The 16,822-nt window shown below is 60.1% G+C and carries 17 protein-coding genes; 12 read left to right on the top strand and 5 right to left on the bottom strand.

Annotated elements, in window-relative coordinates:
• Positions 1-68: 68 nt before the first annotated feature.
• The gene (locus tag MHK04_RS07615) at positions 69-1,148 is read left to right on the top strand and encodes a YhjD/YihY/BrkB family envelope integrity protein (RefSeq protein WP_239205839.1); all 1,080 of its coding nucleotides are present in this window, start codon (positions 69-71) and stop codon (positions 1,146-1,148) included.
• Between the two features lie 55 nt (positions 1,149-1,203).
• Complete coding sequence (locus MHK04_RS07610; RefSeq protein ID WP_239205841.1) at positions 1,204-2,151, top strand: RDD family protein; 948 nt, start codon at positions 1,204-1,206, stop codon at positions 2,149-2,151.
• On the opposite strand, the gene MHK04_RS07605 is transcribed toward MHK04_RS07610, so the two are convergent.
• Entirely contained in the window at positions 2,114-3,235 is a 1,122-nt protein-coding gene (locus MHK04_RS07605; protein WP_239208253.1) for a D-alanyl-D-alanine carboxypeptidase family protein, read from the bottom strand. The genes MHK04_RS07610 and MHK04_RS07605 overlap by 38 nt on opposite strands.
• 39 nt (positions 3,236-3,274) lie before the next feature.
• Between MHK04_RS07605 and MHK04_RS07600 the strand changes: the two genes are divergently transcribed.
• From MHK04_RS07600 to MHK04_RS07585, 4 genes are read left to right on the top strand one after another with little or no spacing between them, the layout of a single operon-like run.
• Positions 3,275-4,165: an amidohydrolase family protein gene (locus tag MHK04_RS07600; protein WP_239208254.1), complete on the top strand. Its 891-nt coding sequence runs from the start codon at positions 3,275-3,277 to the stop codon at positions 4,163-4,165.
• 21 nt (positions 4,166-4,186) lie between these two features.
• Complete coding sequence (locus tag MHK04_RS07595) at positions 4,187-4,864, top strand: type 1 glutamine amidotransferase domain-containing protein (protein ID WP_239208255.1); 678 nt, start codon at positions 4,187-4,189, stop codon at positions 4,862-4,864.
• Positions 4,865-5,896, top strand: coding sequence for an alpha/beta hydrolase (locus tag MHK04_RS07590; RefSeq protein ID WP_239208256.1), 1,032 nt, complete (start codon positions 4,865-4,867; stop codon positions 5,894-5,896). It begins immediately after the preceding gene.
• Positions 5,897-5,920: 24 nt separating this feature from the next.
• Complete coding sequence (locus tag MHK04_RS07585; RefSeq protein ID WP_239205849.1) at positions 5,921-6,121, top strand: hypothetical protein; 201 nt, start codon at positions 5,921-5,923, stop codon at positions 6,119-6,121.
• 122 nt (positions 6,122-6,243) lie between these two features.
• Here MHK04_RS07585 and MHK04_RS07580 read toward each other — a convergent pair whose 3' ends face one another.
• From MHK04_RS07580 to MHK04_RS07570, 3 genes are read right to left on the bottom strand one after another with little or no spacing between them, the layout of a single operon-like run.
• Positions 6,244-7,482, bottom strand: coding sequence for a SatS C-terminal domain-containing protein (locus MHK04_RS07580; protein WP_239208257.1), 1,239 nt, complete (start codon positions 7,480-7,482; stop codon positions 6,244-6,246).
• A gap of 51 nt (positions 7,483-7,533) precedes the next feature.
• Positions 7,534-8,472, bottom strand: coding sequence for a C40 family peptidase (locus MHK04_RS07575; protein ID WP_239208258.1), 939 nt, complete (start codon positions 8,470-8,472; stop codon positions 7,534-7,536).
• Positions 8,473-8,751, bottom strand: a complete 279-nt coding sequence (locus MHK04_RS07570) for a chemotaxis protein (RefSeq protein WP_239208259.1) — start codon at positions 8,749-8,751, stop codon at positions 8,473-8,475. It abuts the gene before it with no gap.
• Positions 8,752-8,808: 57 nt separating this feature from the next.
• On the opposite strand from MHK04_RS07570, the gene upp reads away from it, so the two are divergent.
• The 4 genes from upp (at position 8,809) to MHK04_RS07550 (ending at position 12,648) form a co-directional block, all read left to right on the top strand.
• Entirely contained in the window at positions 8,809-9,444 is a 636-nt protein-coding gene (upp, locus tag MHK04_RS07565; RefSeq protein WP_239205855.1) for a uracil phosphoribosyltransferase, read from the top strand.
• A 47-nt stretch (positions 9,445-9,491) separates the two neighbouring features.
• Positions 9,492-9,866 (top strand): type II toxin-antitoxin system RelB family anti-toxin, encoded by a 375-nt coding sequence (gene relB, locus MHK04_RS07560; protein ID WP_239205857.1) that lies wholly within the window; start codon positions 9,492-9,494, stop codon positions 9,864-9,866.
• Between the two features lie 93 nt (positions 9,867-9,959).
• Positions 9,960-11,150, top strand: a complete 1,191-nt coding sequence (locus tag MHK04_RS07555) for a M20 family metallopeptidase (protein WP_049378010.1) — start codon at positions 9,960-9,962, stop codon at positions 11,148-11,150.
• Positions 11,151-11,220: 70 nt separating this feature from the next.
• Positions 11,221-12,648: an NAD(P)H-quinone dehydrogenase gene (locus tag MHK04_RS07550; protein WP_023020677.1), complete on the top strand. Its 1,428-nt coding sequence runs from the start codon at positions 11,221-11,223 to the stop codon at positions 12,646-12,648.
• A 72-nt stretch (positions 12,649-12,720) separates the two neighbouring features.
• Here the strand turns inward: MHK04_RS07550 and MHK04_RS07545 are convergent, their stop codons facing one another.
• Positions 12,721-14,034 (bottom strand): short-chain fatty acyl-CoA regulator family protein, encoded by a 1,314-nt coding sequence (locus MHK04_RS07545; RefSeq protein WP_200288192.1) that lies wholly within the window; start codon positions 14,032-14,034, stop codon positions 12,721-12,723.
• Positions 14,035-14,201: 167 nt separating this feature from the next.
• On the opposite strand from MHK04_RS07545, the gene prpD reads away from it, so the two are divergent.
• Complete coding sequence (prpD, locus tag MHK04_RS07540; RefSeq protein ID WP_239208260.1) at positions 14,202-15,713, top strand: 2-methylcitrate dehydratase PrpD; 1,512 nt, start codon at positions 14,202-14,204, stop codon at positions 15,711-15,713.
• Entirely contained in the window at positions 15,713-16,645 is a 933-nt protein-coding gene (gene prpB, locus MHK04_RS07535; protein ID WP_200288188.1) for a methylisocitrate lyase, read from the top strand. The genes prpD and prpB overlap by 1 nt, the downstream gene beginning before the upstream one ends.
• The last annotated feature ends 177 nt before the right edge of the window (positions 16,646-16,822 follow it).

Raw genomic sequence — 16,822 nt, 5'->3', positions numbered from 1 at the left:
AGGGACAAGTGGGCATTTGCCAGTTACTCTAGGTGGGATAAAAACTGTGCGAGCAAGAAGGGAAGCACGTGCCTACCACCACGCAATCCTCCTCGAAGAAGACGGACCACTACGGCATCGAACGCGCTAATGCCGACGAACCTGGTGCGGTAGATAAGATCCGCGCCAAGTCCAGATTCGTTGATCACCTGATGCGCATGAACGAGCGCTATGGTGCAGAAGGCGGCAATCAATTTGCCGCCGGCATCACCTATTACTCGGTGCTATCCATCTTCCCGCTCGCGATGCTGATCGTGGCTACCGTCGCCGCCGTCTTGGCTAACCGCGAGGACTTGCTCAATGATTTGCAGTCCCAGATCACCAGCTCGCTAGATGGCGATATGGGCGATACGGTCAATGAGATTCTCGATACGGCCATTGAACAGCGCGGGGCCATGTTTGGTATCGGTGGTTTGACCACCCTGTGGTCCGGACTGGGCTGGATGAATAACCTGCGCATTGGCATCTCGGCTATGTGGGGCATCGACGCCAACGAAGGCGGTTCCTTCCTGAAGAAGAAGCTTTCTGACTTGGTAGGCCTCATCGGCCTGATCCTGGCGTTCCTCATCGCCTTTGGCGTGACTGCCGCCGGTTCCTCTGGTCTTACCCAGAAGATTTTTGAGAAGGTCGGCATCGAGTCCTTCCCGGGCATGGATTTTGTGATTTTCTTTGTCGGCTTGGCAGTGGGCCTCTTGGCTAACTTCATCGTCATGTGGTGGATGATTATGATCCTGCCGCGCACCAAGGTGCCGAAAAAATCTGGCCTCATCGGTGCGGTCATCGGTGCGGTGGCTTTCGAGCTGCTCAAGCAGCTGTCTACGGTCATCATGTCTTCTGCTACCGGCAGCCCGGCCGGCGCGGTCTTCGGTCCGGTCATCGTGCTCATGGTGGTCATGTACCTGATTTGGCGCGTGGTGCTGTATATCTCTGCGTGGACCGCCACCACCGCCGAGTCCCTGAAGTTTGCGCACCCGCCCGTCCCAGAGCCAGCCGTTATTCGCGTGCGCAATGAGGTCAAGGAGGGCGCACCGGCAGGCGCGACCTTTGGCATTGGTGCTGCTTTGGGCGCTGCGGCCGTGGGTGCGTTTAGCTTGCTGCGCCGCAAGTAAATCTCCTCCTAAGGGGTGAGGACGCCGCTGCTATTCGGCTTTAAGATAGAACATTATGAACGCCAATGACATCGCACCGAATCTTTATGAAGAATGGGGACTAGACCGCCGCGATGGCGAGCGGGAACTCTTAGTTTTACTGGAGTCCAAGGATTTGTCGCTAGAGCAGCAAGGTCAAGACATCGAGGACCCGCGGCGTGCGCAGCTCCGCATCGCCGCCAGCGTCTTGGGGTCTGCTGCGAAGCGCGCGGAATACGATAAGGCGTGTGAGACGGGTCTGCGCCCCACGTGGGGTGACTTGGGACAGCTGGGCGCGATAGGCCAGTGGAGCCCGCGGCCGCAGCAACAGCAGCAGCCGCAGCAGTCGCAGCAGGCTCAGTTTTTTCAGTCTGGTCAGGCGGCAGGACCGGGGTACCAAGCGCACCAAGAACCACGATTTGCGCAGACTGCTAGCCCTTACGGGTCGCCGTATTCACGCAACCCCTTTGCCCCGCAGCACAATCCATTCCCGCCGGCAACGGCGAACGCGGCCGTCCCCGCACCGCTGCTACAACACCCAGCGCCTGAAATCAGTCAGCGCGCCGGTCAAGATGCGCGCATCGGAATGGCCATTTTGGACCTATTCTTTTTCTCACTCATCAGCGGTAGCTTCGGCGGCGCGCTGCTTTCTGGTGGTGTGGATGAACTCTCGACGTTTATCGGTGGTGCCATCATCTTGCTGCTCTACGTTTTGGGCACTGAGTGTTGGCTCGGCGCCAGCCCGGCCAAGCTGCTGATGGGCTACACAGTGCGCGATGTCGATACCAAAGAGCGGCTTAGCCTCACCCAGTCCGCAAAGCGTCAGTGGTGGCGCCTAGTCAATATTGTGCCGGGACCTGGTACCTTCGCCAGCTGGGTGGGTGCCGGCGTGCACACCTTCACCATTACGGAGAAAAATAACCGCCGCGGCTCCCACGATGAGTGGGCTAACGCCGAAGTAGTGAAAAAGCACCCACGCAAATAGCCAGCAAAGCTACAGCGCCAGCGATGACCCAGCCAAGCCACCCCTGCACCCCAGCTAAAGAGGAGTTTGCAGATTGTGCCTGGGTATCGGGCGCAGGTGTGGGTGCGGGGGAGGCAGGAGAGTCGGCGTCGGCAAGCAGCTGGCCTACGCCATCCCCAGGGGAAACCTTATAGGCCTCGTACAAAAGCTTTTGGGCCTGTTCCCAGGCACGCGGGCCGTGCTCCACGGTGGTATCGAGCAGGACCGCCTGCAAGCGCCGACCATGGCGATCGAGCGCACCGACGAAGGTATGGTGCGCATCATCGGTAAAACCCGTCTTGCCACCAATGCCGTCCGGATCGTTGAGGAAAAGCCCGTTATCGTTGCCTAATTGGTAGCCATCAAAGTCGCCCCAGCCGGGAAAATCCACGGACTCCGTATCGACAATGCGCGCAAAGGTCGGGTTATGGAAGGCCGCGCGGTAAATGCGGGAAATATCCTCGGCCGCCTTGTCATTGACCTTGCGCAAAGTGACCTCGTCGCCGCCCAATTCCTGTGCCAGCGCGTGCGCGGCATCGTTGCCGGAAGCCATGAGCAAGCCCTCAAGGAGCTGCTCCACCGTGTACTTGCCACCGGGACCGATGCCCACCGCAGAGCCGTCAATCTGTGCAGATTCTTCGCCTACCTCGACTTTCTTGTGCAGATCCAGTTCGTCGATGACCACGAGCGCCAGCAGCGCCTTAATGATAGAGGCCGGCCGGTAACGGCCGTTAGGGTCCTTCATCGCGATAGTCTCGCCGGTATCGATATCGGAGACCATCCATGCTGCGGCCACTACATCCTTGTCCACATGGAACCCCGCAGGCAGGGTAGTGCCACAGGCCTCATCGCTATCCACCGGCGGCAGCGGGGTGGGAGAGGCTTGCCCGGGGGCGAGCCGCTCCGAGGTGGTAGTGGCCTTTTCCGGCCGCTCGGCGTGGGGGCACCTATCGGTATCCGGGGCAGTGGTTCGCGTGGTGGTAGGAGTAGTCGGCGCTTCCGCCAGCGCGAGCGGTGGGCCGCTCAGCAAGACGGCGGTGAGAGAACTAGCGAGAATTCTTTTCATGACATGACACATCTTAGGCCCGTGCCTACGATGGGACGCATGCATGACGCGCCTTTAATTAGCCCTGAAAACAAAAACTCCGCTGCCGACGTGGTGGCCAAGCTTCCTAAGGTTTCCCTCTTTGAGACCATCAGTTCCACGGCCGCCACGCCGGAGGAGCTGACCGCGACAATCCGCGAGCGTTACGAAGCCCTGGCCGCTGATGGCGTGGTCTATGCGGAACTACACTTGGATCCAGCAGAGATCGGCCTGGACGCTGCCGCGGTTGCCGAAGCCGCCGTCGCTGCTGGGGTCCCTAACCTTGATTCCCGCATCGTCCTCGTTGGTTCAGCCCCAGAGGAAGCAGTGCCTGATAATGCCCCCGTGGTGGGTTATAGCCTGCCACAAAACCAGGCGAGTGCGGCCGCAGACTTCCGCGCGGCTTACCTGCCTACCCAGATCCTGGTGGGAGAAGACTTCGCAGAAGTAGAACGTGCCGCCCAGGCAGGCGTGAATCGCCTCATTCATCCGGTCAATATGATCGATGACTTCAGCGCGAATATTGAGGGCATTGTGCCCGGCCAGGCCTCTGGATACATCCGCGACCGTCACATCCCGCTCGTCTTTACTCCCCTTGAGGAAGCCGAGGACCTCAATGACCACCCGCTGCCGCTGCTGCAGCAGCTGGGTTTTACCTGCGCCATTTCTTCGGGTGAGACCACGCTGAGTAAACAATTCCTCGCGCTGAGTGAGACCTTTGGCTATGGGCTGGAGGAATTTTTCGATCTCACCGTCAAGGCGGTAGAAAATTCCTTCGCTGACCAGGAATTACGGCAGCATCTGCTAGAAACGGTTATCCTGCCGTCATATGAGGAATTATCTGATCCGGAGCTTGCTGGTCCGGATACGGAGGAGTCCCTCGCTGATGCGGCAGACGCCGCTGAAGAATAAAAACGATTAGAGGAGATTTAGATGCCTTCTGTACTTTTTGTTGTTACCGCCGCTGAAGAGTGGACACTGGCTGATGGCACTAAGCGCCCCACCGGCTACTGGGCCGAGGAGCTTATTGCCCCGCACCGCGTCTTCCAGGGCGCGGGCTGGGATATCCACTTCGCTACTCCGGGCGCGAAGGCTCCTGTAGTAGACGAGTACAGTCTGGAGGTTCTGCCAGACAATGTGCGCGAAGCACAGGAAAACTACCTCGCAGAACTGGGCGTAGCGCTGGAAAACCCGATGAACCTGGCTGAGGTCAAGGAGGAAGATTATGACATCATCTTCTACCCAGGTGGCCACGGTCCAATGGAGGATCTGGCCTATGACCAGGATTCCGCTAAGCTCTTGCAGGCTCGCATGGATTCTGGCCGCGCCCTCGGCTTGGTCTGCCATGCCCCGGCAGCGATGCTGGCAGTGGATAACGAGAACTGGCCGTTCAAGGGCTACAAGATGACCGCCTTTAGCAATGCAGAGGAAGGCGAGGAGATGGTTGCCGCCGCTAAGTGGGCGCTGGAGACCCGCCTGCGCGAGCTCGGGGCGGATTACCAGGAGACCGATCCGATGTCCCCGAACGTCATCGTGGATCGCAACCTGTACACCGGTCAGAACCCGGCTTCTTCTGAGCCGCTGGCACAGCGTATCCTGCGCGATTTCTAAATGCGCGTTTCGCGAGTCCTCAAGGCCGGGGCTGCCCTGACCGGTGTGGTCGGGGTAGCGGGCTTGGCGGCGTATGCGCTCAGCCGCCGGCCGTACCTGCGCGAGGTGGCACCGGGCCTGCGCAGCCCGGTCCTGTACCTGCCAATGCATCTGCTTGCCGACGCCACCTTTGCCCGCGTCAGCCGCTTCTTTGCCAGCATCGACTTTTCCCGTCCGATGCGGCACGCGGTGGACGTGACGGAGTTTTCCGCTTCCTTTGCCGGCCACGCTTTTAGCACCCGCGTGCTTACCCCACGCGGTACTGCCCAGGGCGTAGCCGATGCTGGGCCGCGGCCCGTGGTGGTGTGGACGCACGGCGGCGGCCATCTTATCGGTGGCCCGGCCATGTATGACCCGCAAAATGCTCGCATGGCGGCCGAGCTCGGCGCCATCGTGGTGGCTCCGCGCTACCATAAATCCACCCAGGAGCCGTTCCCCGCGGACCATGATGAGTGCTACGCGGCGCTGCGCTGGGTGCAAGAACACGGCGATAAGCTGGGCGGGGATACCTCGCGCATCGCGGTCGCCGGCGATAGCGCCGGCGGCGGCCTTGCCGCGGGCTTGGTGCAGCGGGCCTTTGATGAGGGCCATCCGGTCCGCGCGCTCGGCTTGGTCTATCCCATGCTGGATCACCGCACCACGGATAAGTCCGGTGCGGTGGGCCAATTCATCTGGACGGCGGGCCCGAACCGCGGCGCGTGGTCCATGTACCTGGGAGATGACCACCTGGATGTTGACCTGCCGCCCTATGCTTCGCCGGCTACGCGCAGTGATCTTTTCGGCCTGCCGCCAACGTGGATCGGGGTAGGCGGCATCGACCTTTTCTGCGATGAATCCGTGGCCTTTGCCCAAGCCCTCGATGCGGCCGGCGTGGACACCACCCTCGACGTGTGGGCCGGCGCCTATCACGGGTTTGACCAGATTAAACCCAAGGCGCCACAATCGCGCGAGCTTATCGACGCCCTCATTGACCACCTTCGCCGCCACCTATAAAGTCACACTCAAGGAGGTCAAGCGATGAACTACAACACGCACGTGTCGTGGGTCGTAGCATTCGTCAGCGTTATTGTGCTCGGCCTGATACTGGGCGGGGTCTTTGGACTAGGGACCCTAGCCCGGTCCATTATCGCACTCGGCTTGTCTATCGTATGGCTGATTTTCGATAAATACATGCGCGACCGGAGCCGACTCCAAGAGCAAGAAGCACGCGGCGACTAGACGCACAAAGCCGCCCCCTTCTCCTCCCACGTGCTGGGAGTGGGGAGGAAAGGCGAGGCGGCTGATGCCACGCGCGGCCGAGGCCGTGCGAACCGTGCTGGTTTAGAACTTACCGTGCTGGTTTAAAACTTGGAGAAGCGCTTGATGAGCATGTCTTCCAAGCCCTTCCACGACTCGGCGTGCTCGGTATAAGGCTTGGAGGGGACATAGCCAGCGTGTTCGGTAGAGCCGAGCATGTAGCCCAAGTAGTCCTGCAGGCGGGGGTTGGCCAGCATATAGGAGTTAATTGAATCGTCGCCCGCCCAGTCGGCGGCATCGGCGCATACTTCGTAGCAACGCGCCATCTGATCAGAATCGACGGCCTCTGGGCCCTTTTCGATATCGCGCACAATGCCATTGAAAGAGTACTGGTTATCCGGGTGGACCTGTACCTCCAATTCGCCGGCGTTGGCAGCGGAGACAACCTCTTCCCAGGTGGATACGCGGGCTAGGTCGTGGTCATCGTTGTCCATGATCCAGCGCACCAAGGTCTTCGGGGAATCGAAGGTGAAGATCTCTCCCCACTTGCCCAAGAAAATGGGCTTGCCGTCCAGGTAGGTGCGCAAGGTGTAGACGGACTTGGATTGTGCGGTGATCTTGATGGGATCGATGCCGGCGGCGGCCCACGGGGAATTATCGTACGGGTCGGCTGCCTCGGCGGCGGCCTTGCGCTTTTCCTCGGCTTCCTTGGCCGCAGCGGCGGAGGCGGCGGCAGCAGAAGAGATGCGCTCCTTGGCATCGGAAACCTTGGCCGCGTCAAAGTCATCGGTGGAGACCACGCGAACGTGCTGATCCAGATCCTCGATGACTCCCTTCCAATTGCCGGCGATGACGTGGCCCACGCCGGACCACTCGCTCATGCCCTGCTCGCCGGAGTAGTGGTCGGCGCCGCGGGAGACATTGCGCAGAATGGAGTGGGAAGCGAAGAAGATGGTGGTGTGTTCTGCACCGGCGACGTCAGCAAGCGCGGAGGCAATCTCCAGGTTGCGGGCCACGGTGGACACGTTCTGGTGGCTCGGGCGACCAGCCAGTGCCTCCGGCATGCCGATGAGGTCATACTCATCGCGCCCGGCTGGGGTAACGCGGTCGGCATCGCGGCCGGCAAACTGGTCCCACTGCGGGTGATCCAGCAAATCGTGCTTGGTGCCAGACTCCACGAAGCACAGCAGCTCGGCCGGCGAGTTAAAAGCTAAGACAGCCTCATCATCGCCTAGAAAGGCCTGCCACTCGGAGCCACTTTGGCGCCACTTGGGTGCCCAGAGGGTATAAAAATCGCCCTCGGTTAGCGAGAGCTTTACAGGTACAATTGCGCGGGTGCTCATGGCGTTTTAGTCTACCCAACGCCTCAAGTACCGCGCGAGAGCGCATCGGCCTTAGGCCGTGGGGCGCCAAAATCCTTTGAATTGCATGCCCATATTTGTAGTGCGCAGCGGGTTGGTTTGCACCGGATCTCCAGCCTCTACTATTTCGCCATTGCCGGAATACATGGCTACGTGCCCATCCCAGACCACCAGGTCACCGGGCTGCAATTGATCCGCGCTGACCTGCTGACCGATGGCTTGCTGGTCCGCAGTGCGCGGTAACTCCACCCCGGCCTGGGAGTAGGCCCATTGGGTAAGCCCCGAACAATCAAAGCCGCCGTTTCCGGTACCTCCCCATACATAGGGCTGGCCCACTTGGCTCTTCGCGGCGGCGACGGCAGCCTGACCGGCGGCAGAACCACCTTCGGCCGCGGGCTCTGGTGTGGGCGAGGGAAAGTGCGCTTCGTGTGCCGTGGCGTCGGCTCCAGCGCCTGCCGCAGGTTGTTCCGGAAGGGTAGTGGGATGTGGGGAGCTGGTGGGGTGCGCGGAGGCGTCGGCAAGCGCGGAGTGCACCGGCCGCTGCGCCACCGGTTGTAAAGATTGAGCGGCAGCGCTGAGATCACCCATCAGGCGTTGCACGCGAGCAGTAGCCATGCCCAGGTGCTGGGAGACAAGCGCGCGCAGCTTGGCCATGGCGGCGGCACGCGTGGACGGATCCAGCGAAAGAAGACCCAGCGCGGTGGGAAGTCCCTGGCGCAGCAATTGTGTCGCGATGCCCACCAGATCCCGGATGGTGCCTGTCACTAAGGTGCGGGCCTGGCCGAGCGCAGCCGAGATGGTTTCCTTATCGAGGTCGATGTTTTTGGCTGACTCGAGTAAAGGAGCGGGATTGCCGTGGGCGATGGCTGCCAAAGGCGCGGCGGCGGAAAGGTCCGGCACGCGGGGAAGCTCTACCTCCGGAAGCTGCGCCGGTTGCATAGTGGCGATCTGCTTGAGCGCGGTATCGAGCATCTACATCGCCGACCCAAGATGCTGGCCTAGCGCGGCATCGGTATCTTCTGCCTCGCGCGACATCTGGAAACCGGAGTGGGCTACCTGCCCCATATCGTTGCGTAGCACGCTCATGCGCGCGCCCACATTATCGAGCGCGGCATGCACGGCCTCATTAAAAGCAGTGAAAGCGGAATCTTCAGGCAAAACGGGATGGGGCGGATTCTCCCCTTGGGACTGGGCATGCAGGTCGCGGGCAAGGTGGCGGGCATAGTCGGTATCGATCGTGAAAGGTCTCATGCCCTATTGGACTGCCCAATGGCCCATTTGGTTCCCAAAAAGTTTAAAGTGGTGGTCATGGACATCCACGTAGTAGACCACCCGCTAGCCGCCGCCCGCCTGACACTCATGCGCGATGCGCGCAGCGATAACTCCGCCTTCCGCGCCGCCTTAAAAGACTTGGGCGCCATGCTCGTGTACGAAGCATCCCGCGACCTTGCCGTGGAGAACTTCGACTGCGCCACCCCGGTTTCTACCGCCCAAGGCACCCGCCTGCAGGACCCGCCCATTATCGTGCCAATTATCCGCGCCGGGCTGGGCATGGTGGATCCGGCCCTGTCCATGATTCCGGATGCACAGGTCGGCTTTATCGGCATGGCCCGCAATGAAGAGACACACGAACCGGTGCCGTACTTGGAAGCACTGCCGGAAGATCTCACCGGCCGCACTGTGTTTGTGGTGGATCCGATGCTGGCTACCGGTGGTTCTCTGCTGCACGCATTGCGCCTACTTGCTGACCGCGGCGCCACCGATATCACCGCCATTTGCATGGTCTCGGCACAACCGGGCGTGGATGCGCTGGCCGAATCCGGCCTGCCGGTACGTTTGGTTACCGCCGCCATCGATCCTTCCCTGAATGAAGAGGCTTATATCGTGCCGGGCTTGGGCGATGCTGGCGACCGCCTCTACGGCCCGCGCAATATCGACCTTTAAGGTAGTGTTCTCCCTGGAAAGGCGACCGCACTTTCCAGGGGGAGTATATGAGTTTCATTCATTTAATGTGGTCGAGTTATGGCCACGGATTTTCACAGCAATTGCGGCGCGTGCGGAAACGTAGGGGGATTTCGCAACAGGCGCTCGCGGAGATTTCTGGGGTCTCCCGCAGCCAAATTTCCAATTTGGAGCGCAATGAAAATGGCGTGCATGCCATGGCCGACCCGCAGCTTTCTACGGTATATAAGCTGGCCCTAGCCCTAGAGATCCCGCCGGCGGTATTGCTGCCAGCCGGTGGGGACGTGGTGGAAGGGCACTTAGCTGATTCCGCGGTGGCGGCCGCCGAGGATGTCGCGCCCTTCCCACAAGGCTATGTGGATCAGCGTCGGTTTGCCGCTACGTGGAAGAGGGCCCTGACCTAGCGCACCCCGTATCACCACCTGAGTTACTGAACCGCATGGTCTAGTTGTAGACTTTGCACCCAGACGTATTTCAACGACAGGGAAGGCACGCGGATGATCTCGGAATTCATCAACGAGTGGTTCAATGCCCACCGTGCGGAGGTCATCGCGTGGCGGCGCCATATCCACCGTCACCCGGAAACCGCGAATCAAGAGGTAGAAACCACCAACTTCCTAGCTTCTATCCTGCAGGACTACGGTCTGGAGCCCCAGCGCTTCCCACAGACCGGCCTCATGGTAGATATTGGCCCCGATACGGAATTGGGCCGATTAGCTTTCCGCGCGGATATTGATGCCCTGCCAGTTACCGAGGTCACCGGCCTGGAATATACCTCTGAGGTGCCCGGCAAGATGCATGCTTGCGGCCACGATGTACACACCACCGTGGCCCTCGGCTTGGCTTGCGCATTGGCGGATTTTCAGCGCGTCCACGCCCTGCCGCTGGGTATTCGAGTCATCTTCCAACCGGCCGAGGAAGTATGGGTCGGTGGTGCGACCGACGTTATTGAATGGGGCGCGCTGGAAGGCGTGCATTCTATTTTTGCCATCCACGCCGAGCCCAAGCTGCGCGTGGGGCGAATTGGTATTCGCGCTGGGGCGATTACCTCCGCCACTGACGTCGTGGAGCTCAATATCAAGGGCCCGGGTGGGCATACCTCCCGGCCACATCTTTCCGCCGATGTCGTCTATGCCCTTGGCAAGGTCATCACCGAACTGCCCGCGCTGCTTTCGCGCCGCGTTGACCCACGCACCGGCACCGTTTTGGTCTTTGGCCAGGTCAATTCCGGCTATGCGCCCAATGCCATTCCGGAGACCGGCAGCTTGACCGGCACCATGCGCACGGCGGATATTGGCATCTGGCGCGATATGCAAAGCCTCTTTACCGAGCTGGTGGATCAAATCCTTGCGCCGGTAGGCGTAGAACATGAGCTGACCTATAACCGCGGCGTACCACCGGTGCTTAACGACGACGTCGCAACCGCCCTGCTTGCCTCCGCCGCCCAATCCATCGATCCGCAGGCCGTGGTCCAGGCCCCGCAGTCCTCCGGTGGCGAAGACTTTTCTTGGTACTTGGAAAAGGTCCCCGGTTCCATGGCGCGGCTGGGCTGCTGGTCCGGCGAAGGCGAACAGCATGACCTGCACATGGGCGATCTCATCGTGGACGAGCGGGCCATCGGCGTGGGCATCAAGCTCTTCGGCGCCGTGGTTGAGCAGTTCATAGGGGAGAATGCGGAGACAGACTAACGCGCTTTACGGCCCTACACGTTAGACTCGTAAGCGACTTTTAAAGTGGAGCCGATAAAGGAGCAAGTGCGTGTTGAACCAGACCAAGCGAATCGTCATCATCGGCGGCGGCCCAGCCGGCTATGAGGCCGCGTTGGCAGGTGCTAAATATGGTGCAGAAATCACCATTATTGAAGACCAGGGCATGGGCGGCAACAGCGTTATCTTGGACTGTGTTCCTTCCAAGTCCTTCATCGCTGGTGCCAATATCAAGACCGACCTGCGCCGTGCCGAGGATATGGAACTTAACCAGGGCATTGGTCAGGCCCATCTTTCCTTGACCGCACTGAATAAGCGCGTGCAGGATCTGGCAAGCAAGCAGTCCTCCGATATCCGCGCCACTGTGGAGTCCCTGGGCGCACGCGTTATCGATGGCCGCGGCTATTTCCCAGAGGATCAGGAAGCCGATGCCTTCGGCGGCCATAAGGTCACTGCCGTATTCAATGAGGATGGCCACGAGGAAACCATTAACGCAGATCTCGTCTTGGTAGCTACCGGCGCCACCCCGCGCGTGCTACCTGGTGCGCAGCCGGATGGCGAACGCATCCTTACCTGGCAGCAGGTTTATAACCTCACCGAGCTGCCGGAGCACCTCATCGTCGTCGGTTCCGGCGTCACCGGTGCCGAGTTCGTCTCCGCCTTTGCGGAGCTGGGCGTTAAGGTCACCATGGTTGCCTCCCGCGACCGCATTTTGCCGCATGACGACGCCGACGCGGCCGACGTCCTCGAGACCGTGCTTAGCGAGCGCGGCGTTGAGCTGGAAAAGAATTGCCGCGTGGAAACCGTCAATCGCACCGAGGACGGCAATGTGCTGGTGACCACTCAAGACGGCCGCGAAATTACCGGTTCCCATGTCATCATGTCTATTGGCTCCATCCCGAATACCAAAGACTTGAAGCTGGAGAACGTTGGCGTGGAAACCGCCAAGTCTGGCCACATTCAGGTTGACCGCGTCTCCCGCACTAATATCGCGGGCATCTACGCCGCTGGCGATTGCTCTGACCTCTTCCCGTTGGCTTCCGTTGCTGCAATGCAGGGCCGCGTAGCCATGTATCACGCCCTCGGTGAGGGCGTTTCTCCGCTGCGTCTAAAGACCGTGGCTAACGCCGTCTTTACCCGCCCAGAGATTGCCGCTGTAGGCTTCACCCAGGCAGAAATCGAGGCCGGTGAGGTAGCCGCCCGCACCATCACCATGCCGCTGAATACCAACCCGCGCGCCAAGATGCGCTCGCTCCAGCACGGCTTTGTCAAGCTCTTCTGCCGCGCGACCTCCGGCCGCGTTATCGGTGGCGTCATCGTTGCACCGACCGCCTCCGAGCTCATTCTGCCCATCGCCATGGCCGTGACCAACCAGCTCACCGTAAATCAGCTGGCCGATTCCTTCGCCGTTTACCCGTCTCTGTCCGGCACCATTACCGAGGCCGCGCGACGCCTCGTGGCTCACGACGATCTGGAGTAAAGTTTCTTTCGGTTCCTTTCTTTTGCGCCCGCCTTGGTAACCAGCCTAGGGCGGGCGCTTTTGCATGCGTTGCTAGAAGGTGGAGTAGGAATGCTCGGCGGTGCGATTGAGCGAAACCTGGATGGGGCGATCTGCTTGTGGAAGGGCACGCTGGGGACAATGTTCACGCGGGCACGCGGTGCAACCAGGGCCGATAGGGGTGGCGGCGGATACATCTAGATTAAGAGCATCGGCGTAGACGATGCGGTCGGCCTCAGAGATATCGCAGCCTAAGCCCACGGCGAATTCCTTGCGTGGGGTGCCCCAGGATTTTGCGGTTCCTTGCACAAAGCGGCCTATCCACAGGTAGGCATGGCCATCCGGCATGGCGGCTACCTGGCGAGTGATGCGGTTGGGCGTTTCAAAGGCGCGGTGGACTACCCACAGCGGGCAAGAGCCTCCTGAGCGGGCGAAGTGGAAGGCGGTGGAGGATTGGCGCTTGGAGATATTCCCAGCGCGGTCAGTGCGGATGAAGGAAAAGGGAACGCCGTTAAGGCCTGGGCGCTGGAGAGTAGCCAAGCGTTGCGCGGTGGTTTCGAAACCGGTGCCAAAGTAGTTGCACAAAAGGTCGATATCGTAGCGGGTTTCCTCAGCCATCGAGAGGAACGGTTGATAGGGCATGGTGACCGCAGCAGCGAAGTATTGCGCGAGACCTAAAGTAGCTAATTCTTGGGCTTCGCCTGCCGGAAGTTCGGAGACGAGGTTATCGCAGACATCGCGGTAGGCAATCAGGCAATATTGGAGCGCCATTTCAAAGACTAGCTGGGCTTCGGAGAGGCCGTCGCGAAGCGCAAGCTCTCGGGTGTCAGGGTTGAAGCTGCGGCGTGGGCCCGGCCGGGAAAAGCGGACGGTAACGCCAAGGTCCTCCTGCATGCGGGAAGCTAGGCGGCCACGGCGTAGCACCCGGTCACCGAGCTGGCCGGCGAGCTCTTCTGCCAGCACATCGAGCTCGTGAATGTAGTTATGGGCGTCGTAGAAAAAATCTCGCACGAGCTCAAAGGGGGAGCGCTCGCGCGCCGGAGCGCGGGTGGCGATATCGACGAAGCGTGGCATGAGCTCCGGAAAGCGCGAGGCGAGGTCGGCCAAGGAGTCTTCGGTGGCCTCGGGGAAGATCCGGCGCAGGTCGGTAATGGTGCGTGCATCGCGGTCGTTCGCAAAATAGCCGGGGTCCAGGTTAAAACGCTGGGCTAATTGCATAAGCACGGTGACGGTAAGCGGGCGCTGGTCGTTTTCGAGCTGGTTGAGGTAGCTGGTGGACAGCCCCAATTGTTTGGCCATCGCTACCTGTGTGAGTCCCCGTTGCTTGCGCAGTGCATGGATTCGTGCCCCCGCATAATGCTTGGTCATCGGTTGCTATGCCGCCTTTCACCGCCATGAGCAGTTGAAACCACAAACTTTGCAGATTTCACTGACTCATTCCGCTAGATTACACACACCATACTTATAGCGCGCAGCACATTCAAGCATTTAGTGTGATCCACAACGCATTTACAGAGTAGAGGAGGATCCATCTAGTGAAGAACCACGAGGTAAGAACCCATAAATCCGCTGAGGATTTCCCCTATGAGGAGCACCTGGCGTACAAGGTGGCAGAAGTAGCCGCGGATCCGGTAGAGGTTCCCGCCGAGACCACCGATATGATCATCAACCGCATTATTGATAATGCGGCCGTGGGCATGGCGTCCGTAGCGCGTGGCCCGGTAACCTCTGCCCGCGTCATGGCTCAGGCACACCCAGTAACTAAGGGAGGCTCCACGGTATTTGGTGTGGATGGTACTTACTCGGCCGAATGGGCCGCGCTTGCCAATGGCACTGCAGTCCGCGAGCTGGATTACCACGACACTTTCCTGGCTGCTGAATACTCGCACCCCGGGGATAATATCCCACCGCTGCTTGCTACCGCCCAGCATAAGGGGCTGAGCGGCCGAGACCTTATCCGGGGCATCGCTACCGGCTATGAAATCCAGGTCAACCTCGTGAAAGGTATGTGCCTGCACGAGCACAAGATTGACCACGTGGCACATCTTGGCCCTTCTGTAGCCGCCGGTATCGGCACCATGCTTGGACTAGATAAGGACACCATCTACCAGGCGGTGGGCCAGGCACTGCACACCACTACCGCCACTCGGCAATCCCGTAAGGGCTTGATTTCCTCTTGGAAAGCCTACGCCCCAGCCTTCGCGGGAAAGATGGCTATTGAAGCCGTTGACCGGGCGATGCGCGGAGAAGGTGCGCCGGCGCCCATCTGGGAAGGCGAGGATGGATTCATCGCGTGGATGCTGCATTCGCCGGAGCGCACCTACACGGTCCCCCTGCCAGAACCTGGCGAGGAAAAGCGCGCCATCTTGGATACCTATACCAAGGAACACTCGGCTGAATACCAGGCCCAAGCGCCCATCGATATGGCCTTTGCGCTAAAGAAAACCTTGGCAGAAAAGGGCCTGCAGACTGCGGACATCGAGTCCATTGTTCTGCACACCTCGCACCATACGCACTATGTCATCGGTACCGGTGCCAACGATCCACAAAAGATGGATCCCTCTGCTTCTCGCGAGACGCTGGATCACTCCATCATGTACATCTTTGCCGTAGCCCTCGAGGATGGCGAGTGGGACCACGAGGCTTCCTACGCGCCCGAGCGCGCCAACCGCCCGGAGACTATCGAGCTGTGGCACAAGATTTCCACTGTCGAAGACCCCGAGTGGACCCGCCGCTATCACTCCAACGACCTGTCTGAAAAGGCCTTCGGCGGCAAGGCGGTTATCACCTTCAAAGACGGCACCGTGGTAGAAGATGAACGCGCAGTTGCTGATGCCCATCCGCTGGGCGCGCGCCCATTTGCCCGCGAGCAGTACATAGAGAAATTCACCAAGCTTGCGGCCGGCATCGTGGAGGAGGCCGAACAAGAACGTTTCCTCAATGCGGTCCAGAACTTGGAAAACCTCACCGACCTGACCGAGCTCAACGTTCGGGTGACTGATGCTCACGTGGCCAGCACGCCTGAGAAACCGAAAGGAATCTTCTAATGGCAGGACTATTTGGCTCTATAAAAACTGCCGCGGAAAAGCGCCAGCACTTCCGCGCTGACCTTGAATCCGGCACCATCACCCGCTTGCCGGGCGCGTTTAATCCCCTAACCGCGCGCCTAATCCAAGATATTGGTGGTTTCGGTGGCGTTTATGTCTCCGGCGCGGTACTGGCTAATGATTTGGGCCTTCCCGATATTGGCCTGACCACCTTGACCGAGGTGGCACAGCGCACTGGGCAGATTGCTCGTGCGACGGATTTGCCTGTGCTTGTCGACGCCGACACTGGCTTCGGCGAACCCATGTCCGCCGCCCGCACCATCGCCGCACTTGAGGACGCTGGTCTTGCCGGCTGCCACCTTGAGGACCAAGTTAACCCGAAGCGCTGCGGGCATCTTGATGGCAAAGAAGTGGTAGACAAAGACATCATGGTCCGCCGCATTAGCGCCGCGGTTAACGAGCGGCGCGACCCGAATTTCATTATCTGCGCCCGCACCGATGCCGCAGGAGTAAACGGCATCAATGATGCCATCGACCGGGCCAAGGCCTACGCCGATGCTGGAGCAGACCTCATTTTCACCGAGGCTTTGTACCGTCCGGAAGACTTTGAGAAATTCCGCGCCGCGGTGGATACCCCACTGCTGGCAAATATGACCGAGTTCGGCAAAACCGAGCTGCTCTCGGCGCAACAGCTAGAAGACCTCGGCTACAACGCGGTTATTTGGCCCGTCTCCTCCTTCCGCGTGGCTATGGGGGCGACCGAAGACTTCCTGCGCGATATGCAAGAAACCGGGATTCAAACCGATTGGCTTGAGCGCATGCAACACCGCTCCCGCCTGTATGAACTGGTGCGCTACGAGGAATACAACGACTTCGATAAATCCGTATTCACCTACTCCAAAGACACCTACCAGCCCACTTTTGAAAGCTAAGGAGATTTCCCACCATGTCTGATAAGAACCACACCCCCGAAATCCGCAAGGGCCTACGTGCTGTCAAGGGGTGAATGCGCCACTTCGACCGGGAGGTAGTTGTGACGCGTTGGACTCCGAAGGATGTTAAGGATGCTGCTGTTGAGCGCGTGGTGGCAGGCGAGGCAGTTAGCCTGG

It is taken from the genome of Corynebacterium nasorum (assembly GCF_022345765.1).
GTDB classification, from domain to species: domain Bacteria; phylum Actinomycetota; class Actinomycetes; order Mycobacteriales; family Mycobacteriaceae; genus Corynebacterium; species Corynebacterium kefirresidentii.
Note: the sequence above shows the minus strand (reverse complement) of the source record. Positions and strands in the feature narration are given on the sequence as shown.

Excerpts from the sequence above, each read along its gene's own strand:
- MHK04_RS07610 (WP_239205841.1), top strand. The coding sequence starts at position 1,204 with ATGAACGCCAATGACATCGCACCGAATCTTTATGAAGAATGGGGACTA.
- MHK04_RS07605 (WP_239208253.1), bottom strand. The coding sequence starts at position 3,235 with ATGAAAAGAATTCTCGCTAGTTCTCTCACCGCCGTCTTGCTGAGCGGC.
- MHK04_RS07600 (WP_239208254.1), top strand. The coding sequence starts at position 3,275 with ATGCATGACGCGCCTTTAATTAGCCCTGAAAACAAAAACTCCGCTGCC.
- MHK04_RS07595 (WP_239208255.1), top strand. The coding sequence starts at position 4,187 with ATGCCTTCTGTACTTTTTGTTGTTACCGCCGCTGAAGAGTGGACACTG.
- MHK04_RS07590 (WP_239208256.1), top strand. The coding sequence starts at position 4,865 with ATGCGCGTTTCGCGAGTCCTCAAGGCCGGGGCTGCCCTGACCGGTGTG.
- MHK04_RS07585 (WP_239205849.1), top strand. The coding sequence starts at position 5,921 with ATGAACTACAACACGCACGTGTCGTGGGTCGTAGCATTCGTCAGCGTT.
- MHK04_RS07580 (WP_239208257.1), bottom strand. The coding sequence starts at position 7,482 with ATGAGCACCCGCGCAATTGTACCTGTAAAGCTCTCGCTAACCGAGGGC.
- MHK04_RS07575 (WP_239208258.1), bottom strand. The coding sequence starts at position 8,472 with ATGCTCGATACCGCGCTCAAGCAGATCGCCACTATGCAACCGGCGCAG.
- MHK04_RS07570 (WP_239208259.1), bottom strand. The coding sequence starts at position 8,751 with ATGAGACCTTTCACGATCGATACCGACTATGCCCGCCACCTTGCCCGC.
- upp (WP_239205855.1), top strand. The coding sequence starts at position 8,809 with ATGGACATCCACGTAGTAGACCACCCGCTAGCCGCCGCCCGCCTGACA.
- relB (WP_239205857.1), top strand. The coding sequence starts at position 9,492 with ATGAGTTTCATTCATTTAATGTGGTCGAGTTATGGCCACGGATTTTCA.
- MHK04_RS07555 (WP_049378010.1), top strand. The coding sequence starts at position 9,960 with ATGATCTCGGAATTCATCAACGAGTGGTTCAATGCCCACCGTGCGGAG.
- MHK04_RS07545 (WP_200288192.1), bottom strand. The coding sequence starts at position 14,034 with ATGACCAAGCATTATGCGGGGGCACGAATCCATGCACTGCGCAAGCAA.
- prpB (WP_200288188.1), top strand. The coding sequence starts at position 15,713 with ATGGCAGGACTATTTGGCTCTATAAAAACTGCCGCGGAAAAGCGCCAG.